The 6430-nt window shown below is 68.1% G+C and carries 5 protein-coding genes and 1 pseudogene; 5 read left to right on the top strand and 1 reads right to left on the bottom strand.

Going from position 1 to position 6430, the window contains the following annotated elements; translation table 11 throughout:
- The 3 genes and pseudogenes from HMPREF3115_RS32270 to yjfF form a co-directional block, all read left to right on the top strand.
- Nucleotides 1–236 (top strand): annotated as a pseudogene (locus HMPREF3115_RS32270) (sugar ABC transporter ATP-binding protein); the annotation flags it as partial.
- The gene (locus HMPREF3115_RS07935) at nucleotides 233–1273 is read left to right on the top strand and encodes an ABC transporter permease (protein ID WP_006409283.1); all 1041 of its coding nucleotides are present in this window, start codon (nucleotides 233–235) and stop codon (nucleotides 1271–1273) included. The pseudogene HMPREF3115_RS32270 and the gene HMPREF3115_RS07935, both read left to right, overlap by 4 nt.
- Entirely contained in the window at nucleotides 1270–2352 is a 1083-nt protein-coding gene (gene yjfF / locus HMPREF3115_RS07930; RefSeq protein WP_006399082.1) for a galactofuranose ABC transporter, permease protein YjfF, read from the top strand. Before HMPREF3115_RS07935 ends, yjfF begins: the two co-directional genes overlap by 4 nt.
- Before the next feature lie 403 nt (nucleotides 2353–2755).
- Here yjfF and HMPREF3115_RS07925 read toward each other — a convergent pair whose 3' ends face one another.
- On the bottom strand, nucleotides 2756–3571 hold the full coding sequence (locus tag HMPREF3115_RS07925; protein ID WP_006409286.1) for an IclR family transcriptional regulator: 816 nt from the start codon (nucleotides 3569–3571) through the stop codon (nucleotides 2756–2758).
- Between the two features lie 113 nt (nucleotides 3572–3684).
- Here HMPREF3115_RS07925 and HMPREF3115_RS07920 point away from each other — a divergent pair, with 113 nt between their 5' ends.
- Nucleotides 3685–6033, top strand: coding sequence for a cytochrome P450/oxidoreductase (locus HMPREF3115_RS07920; RefSeq protein ID WP_070554011.1), 2349 nt, complete (start codon nucleotides 3685–3687; stop codon nucleotides 6031–6033).
- 59 nt (nucleotides 6034–6092) lie between these two features.
- Nucleotides 6093–6430 (top strand): MFS transporter (locus HMPREF3115_RS32265; RefSeq protein ID WP_256276104.1); only part of this gene is annotated, 338 nt, incomplete at its 3' end.

Raw genomic sequence — 6430 nt, 5'->3', positions numbered from 1 at the left:
TCGACGAGCCGACGCGCGGCATCGACGTCGCCGCGAAGTTCGACATCATGGAGCGCGTGCTCGGCCTGTGCGCGAAGGGGCTCGCGATCCTGTTCATCTCGTCGGAGATCGGCGAGGTCGTGCGCGTGAGCCATCGGATCGCGGTGCTGCGCGATCGCCGCAAGGTGGCGGAAGTGTCGGGCGCCGACGCATCCGAGGAACAGATCTATCGATTGATCGCCGGAGGCCAGTCATGACGCGGCTTCGTACGCTTCTTCGTCATCCGCTCGTGTGGCCGGTCCTCACGCTCGTGCTGCTGTTCGCGCTCGACGTCGCGCATCGGCCGGGCTTCCTGTCGATCGCGCTGCTCGACGGCCATCTGTTCGGCGCGCCGATCGACATCCTGAACCGCGCGGCGCCGCTCGTGATCGTGTCGCTCGGGATGACGCTCGTGATCGCGACGCGCGGGATCGACATCTCGGTCGGCGCGATCGTCGCGATTGCGGGCGCGGCCGCGGCGATCGTGCTCGATGGCGATCCGTCGCGCGTCGGCACCGCGCTCGCGGCCGCACTCGGCGTCGGCGTGCTCGCCGGCGCATGGAACGGCGTGCTCGTCGCGTTCGTCGGCATGCAGCCGATCATCGCGACGCTGATCCTGATGGTCGCCGGCCGCGGCGTTGCACAGCTGCTGACGGGCGGACAGATCATTCCGATCGGCGCGCCCGGCTATCTCGCGCTCGGCGGCGGCTACCTGGCGACCGTCCCGTGCTCGGTGTGGTTCGCGGTCGCGACGATCGTCGCGATTGCGCTGCTCGTCAATCGCACGGCGCTCGGGCTGTTCATCCGCGCGATCGGCGTGAATCCCGTCGCGACGCGGCTGGTCGGGCTGCGCGCCGGTGCGGTCGTGTTCGGCGTGTATCTGTGTTCGGGCGTGATGTCGGCGCTCGCCGGGATTCTCGCGAGCTCGAACGTGCGCAGCGCCGACGGCAACAACGCGGGGCTGCTGCTCGAGCTCGATGCGATCCTCGCCGTGACGCTCGGCGGCACGTCGCTGCTCGGCGGCCGCTTCAGCCTCGCGGGCTCCGTGCTCGGCGCGCTGATCATCCAGACGCTGACCTATACGACCTATTCGATCGGCGTGCCGCCGGAGGCGACGCTCGTCGTCAAGGCCGTCGTCGTGATCGTCGTCACGCTGATCCAGTCGGACGCGGCACGCGCGCTCGCGCTCCGCCATCTGTCGAAACTGATAGCTGTTGCGCGTTCGCGCGCGACGACGGGAGCCACGCCGCGATGAACCGATTCCTTGGGCGGCTCGCCGACCCGCGCACGCTGCCGATCGTCGTGACGATCGTGCTGTTCGCGGCGCTGTTCGGTTTCGGGTCCGTGATGTACACCGGGTTCTTTTCGATGCAGGTGCTGACCGGCCTGCTCGTCGACAACGCGTTCCTGCTGATCGTCGCGATCGGCATGACGTTCGTGATCGTGTCGGGCGGCATCGACCTGTCGGTCGGCTCGGTCGTCGCGCTGACGACGATCTTCTGCGCGGTCGGCGCCGAGCGGCTGCAGTGGCCGGTATGGGTCATCGTGCCGCTCGTGCTCGCCTTCGGCGCGCTATACGGCGCCGCGATGGGCGCGCTGATCCACTACTTCCGGCTGCAGCCGTTCATCGTCACGCTGGCCGGGATGTTTCTCGCGCGCGGCGCGTGTTTCCTGATCACGACGCAGTCGATCACGATCAACGAGCCGACGTTTCATGCGATCGCCGCGATCAGTGTGCCGATCGGCGGCGGGACGCTGAGCGCCGGCGCGCTCGTCGCGCTCGCGACGCTCGCGGCCGCGATCTACGTCGCGCACTTCACGCGCTTCGGACGCAACGTCTACGCGATCGGCGGCAACGAGCGTTCGGCGCTGCTGATGGGGCTGCCGGTCGCGCGCACGAAGGTCGGCGTCTATGCGCTGAGCGGCTTTTGCTCCGCACTCGGCGGCGTCGTCTTCACGCTGTACGTGCTGTCCGGATACGGGCTGCAGGCGCAGGGGATGGAACTCGACGCGATCGCCGCCACCGTGATCGGCGGCACGCTGCTGACGGGCGGCGTCGGGTACGTGATCGGCTCGGTGTTCGGCGTCGGCATCCTCGGCACGATCCAGGTGCTGATTACGTTCGACGGCACGCTCAGCTCGTGGTGGACGCGCATCGTGATCGGCGCGCTGCTGTGCGTGTTCTGCCTGCTGCAGCGGATCATCGAGCGGCATGCGGCGCGCCGGCGCACGGGCGGCACAGGCCTGGGCGCGCACGGCAAGACGGCGGACGCGGTGCCGCCGCCGGCCGCGAAGCCGGGCGAGGATGCGGCGCTCGTGTCGTCGTTCAGGTAGCGCGTGGTGACTGACGACGGTTTGTGGCGGACGGCGAGTGGCGGACGGCGAGTGGCGGACGGCGAGTCGCGTTGCGCTCGATCGAACACGCGCACGAAAAACGAAAACCGAAGTGCACGGATCGCGTCGCCAACCTTTCGATACGCTCGCCGATGTTCAGATGCTTCGTCAGCGGCGTTTCACACGTTCCTGGTTCCGATCCCTCCGCGCGGCGCCGCCGATGTGCGCGCACCGTGTGCGTCGTTCACCGCTCGTCGTGAGCGGAAAGCGGCGAGTTCAATAAAGGCGGTGCGACGCAGGCGTCGCGCTGCCGGTCACGTCGCGAATCGTCTCTGCCGATCGTCCGGCGGAACTAAGCGGGCATCCCCGCGGATCGACGCAGGCGCCCCGTCGATCGCCGCGCTCACGCCGCATACCCGAGTTCGGCGCTGATCAGCGCCGCCTCATGGCGCAGCGCCGTCGCGACCGGCCCGTCGATCGCCGCGTCGAAGCCGCCGGTCGCGCCCAACGCCGTGATCGCCGCGCACATATGCCCGTTGGCGTCGAAGACAGGTGCCGACACCGCACTGATGCCTTTCAGGTTCGTGTCGCGCACGGTCGCGACACCGGCGGCGCGAATCTCGCGCTGCAACGCGCCGACCGGATCGCGCCGGTCGAGCTGCGCGCGCAACTCGGCCGGCGCCGACGCGAGCTCGTCTTCCGCGAGCTGCCGCACGCGCGGCTCGTCGAGCAGCGCGACGAACAGCCGCCCGGTCGCAGACCACAGCAACGACATGACGGAACCCGCACGAACGTTGACCGTCACCGGCAGGCCGGGCTCCTCGAAACGCATGATCGTCGGCCCGCGGTTGCCCATGATCGCGACGAAGCACGTCACTTCGAGACGCTCGCGCAGCCGCACGAGCGACGGTTCGGCGAGCCGTATCGGGTCGGCCATCCGCATCGCGGCGAGCCCGATCGAGATGCACTGCGGCCCGAGCACGTATTGCTGCGTGCCGCGGTCCTGCGTGACGAACGACTCCTCCATCAGGCTCGCCAGATAGCGGTGCACCTTCGCCGGATTCTCGTCGAGCCGCGCGGCGAGCGCCGTCAGCGTCGCACGGCCGCCGCACGCGGCGAGTTCCTTCAGCACGAGCAGGCCGGTCGACGCGGACTGTACGCGCTGCCGGCGGTCGCGCTCGGCGGGCGCGGTCTTCTTCGTTCTGGCGATTTTTTCCATAGGCCGGATTCTAGCCCGACGACCGGCGGCACCCGGCCGCCAAGGTTTACCCCAGTCGTTCGATTACGCATTGCGTATTAGATTTACGCAAAATCATAGCACGGGAGCGAATCATGTCCGTCACGGAGCGCGACGCGTCGTCGTCGAAATGTCCGTTTCATCCTGCGCCGGCCGCGGCGACCGCGCCGAACGGCTGCCCGGTCAGCGCCGCCGCCGCTGCGTTCGACCCGTTCGACGACGGCTATCAGCAGGATCCGCCCGAGTACGTCCGCTGGGCGCGCGAGCAGGAGCCGGTGTTCTACAGCCCGAAGCTCGGCTATTGGGTCGTCACGCGCTACGACGACATCAAGGCGATCTTTCGCGACAACCTCACGTTCAGTCCGTCGATCGCGCTCGAGAAGATCACGCCGACCGGCCCCGAGGCCAACGCGGTGCTCGCGTCCTACGGTTTTGCGCTGAACCGCACGCTCGTCAACGAGGACGAGCCCGCGCACATGCCGCGCCGCCGTGCGCTGCTCGATCCGTTCACGCCCGACGCGCTGAAGCATCACGAGCCGATGGTGCGCCGGCTCGCGCGCGAATACGTGGATCGCTTCATCGACGACGGCCATGCCGATCTCGTCGACCAGATGCTCTGGGAAGTGCCGCTCACCGTCGCGCTGCATTTTCTCGGCGTGCCCGAGGAAGACATGGACACGCTGCGCGAATACTCGATCGCGCACACGATCAACACCTGGGGCCGCCCGAAGCCGGAAGAGCAGGTCGCGGTCGCGCATGCGGTCGGCAAGTTCTGGCAGTTCGCGGGCAAGGTGCTCGACAAGATGCGCGAGGATCCGTCGGGGCCGGGCTGGATGCAGTACGGGATCCGCAAGCAGAAGGAGCTGCCGGACGTGATCACCGATTCGTATCTGCACTCGATGATGATGGCCGGCATCGTCGCCGCGCACGAGACGACCGCGAACGCGACGGCCAACGCGATGAAGCTGCTGCTGCAGCATCCCGACGCGTGGCGCGACATCTGCGAGGATCCGTCGCTGATCCCGAACGCGGTCGAGGAATGTCTGCGGCACAACGGCTCGGTCGCCGCATGGCGACGGCTCGCGACGAAGGACGTCACGATCGGCGGCGTCGACATTCCGGCGGGCGCGAAGCTGCTGATCGTCACGTCGTCGGCGAATCACGACGAAGCGCGCTTCGCCGACGCGGACCTGTTCGACATCCGCCGCGAAAACGCGAGCGACCAGTTGACGTTCGGCTACGGATCGCATCAGTGCATGGGCAAGAATCTCGCGCGCATGGAGATGCAGATCTTTCTCGACGAGTTCACGCGTCGTCTGCCGCACATGAAGCTAGCCGAACAGCGCTTCACGTATGTGCCGAACACGTCGTTTCGCGGCCCCGAGCACCTGTACGTCGAATGGGACCCCGCGCTCAATCCCGAGCGCCGCGACCGGTCGGTGCTGCGCCCGCGCGCGGCGGTACGCATCGGCGAGCCGTCGTCGCATGCGGTGAGCCGCGCGGTGAAGGTCGAGCGCGTGTCGATCTGCGCCGATCGTGTCGCCCACGTGCGGCTCGTGTCGGCCGACGGCCGCCCGCTGCCGCGCTGGACGGCCGGCTCGCATATCGACGTGATCTGCGGCGATTCCGGCATCACGCGCCAATACTCGCTGTGCGGCGATCCGGACGAGCGCGATGCGTACGAGATCGCGGTGCTGCACGAAGCGCAGAGCCGCGGCGGATCGGCATGGGTGCACGCCAATCTGCGCGCCGGAGACGTGCTGAAGATCCGCGGCCCGCGCAATCACTTCCGCTTCGCGACCGACGCGGGCAAGGCGATCTTCGTCGCGGGCGGCATCGGCATTACGCCGATCAGCGCGATGGCGCGCGAGGCGCAGGCGCGCGGCATCGACTACGAAATCCACTATAGCGGCGCGCGGCGCGCATCGATGGCCATGCTCGACACGCTGGCGGCACTGCACGGCGAGCGTCTGCATGTGTACGTGTCGGAAGAAGGCACGCGCAACGACTTTCATGCCCTGTTCGCGCAGCCGGCCGACGACACGCACGTCTACGCGTGCGGCCCGGCGCGGATGCTCGACGCACTCGAAGCGAGCTGCGCGCACTGGCCGCGCGATGCACTGCGCGTCGAGCACTTCGTGTCGACGAAGGCGGCGCTCGATCCGTCGAAGGAGCAGCCGTTCGAAGTCGAACTGAAGGATTCGGGCATCACGCTGACGGTGGCGGCGAACCAGACCGTGCTCGACGCGTTGCAGCACGCGAACATCGACGTGCAAAGCGATTGCCGCGAAGGGCTGTGCGGATCGTGCGAAGTGCGCGTGCTGGCCGGCCGCGTCGATCATCGCGACAGCGTGCTCACGCGCGCCGAACGCGACGCGCACGACCGGATGATGACCTGCTGTTCGCGCGCCTGCGGCGGCGAGCGGCTCGTGCTCGAACTTTGAACGCGCGGCGCCGCCGCGGCGCCCCGCATCAACCACAAAAACGACCGGAGACATGCGCGATGAAAAAGCGTGCCAACCTGATGTTTGCCTGCACCGTCGGCACCACGCTCGAGTGGTACGACTTTTTCGCGTTCGCCGCGTGTGCGGTGCTCGTGTTCGACAAGCAGTTCTTCGTCGTCGGCAATCCGCTCGCGGCCACGCTGCTCGCGCTCGCGACGTTCGCGGTCGGCTTCGTCGCGCGGCCGCTCGGCGGCATCGTGTTCGGGGTGATCGGCGACCGCATCGGCCGGCGCAAGACGCTCGTCGTCAGCCTGTTGATGATGGGCATCAGCACGTTCTGCGTCGGTCTGCTGCCGACCTACGCGTCGATCGGCATCGCGGCGCCGCTGCTGCTCGT

The sequence above is a fragment of the Burkholderia sp. HMSC10F09 genome (genome assembly GCF_001806955.1).
GTDB lineage: Bacteria > Pseudomonadota > Gammaproteobacteria > Burkholderiales > Burkholderiaceae > Burkholderia > Burkholderia multivorans.
This window is presented reverse-complemented; position numbering and strand designations above follow the sequence as displayed.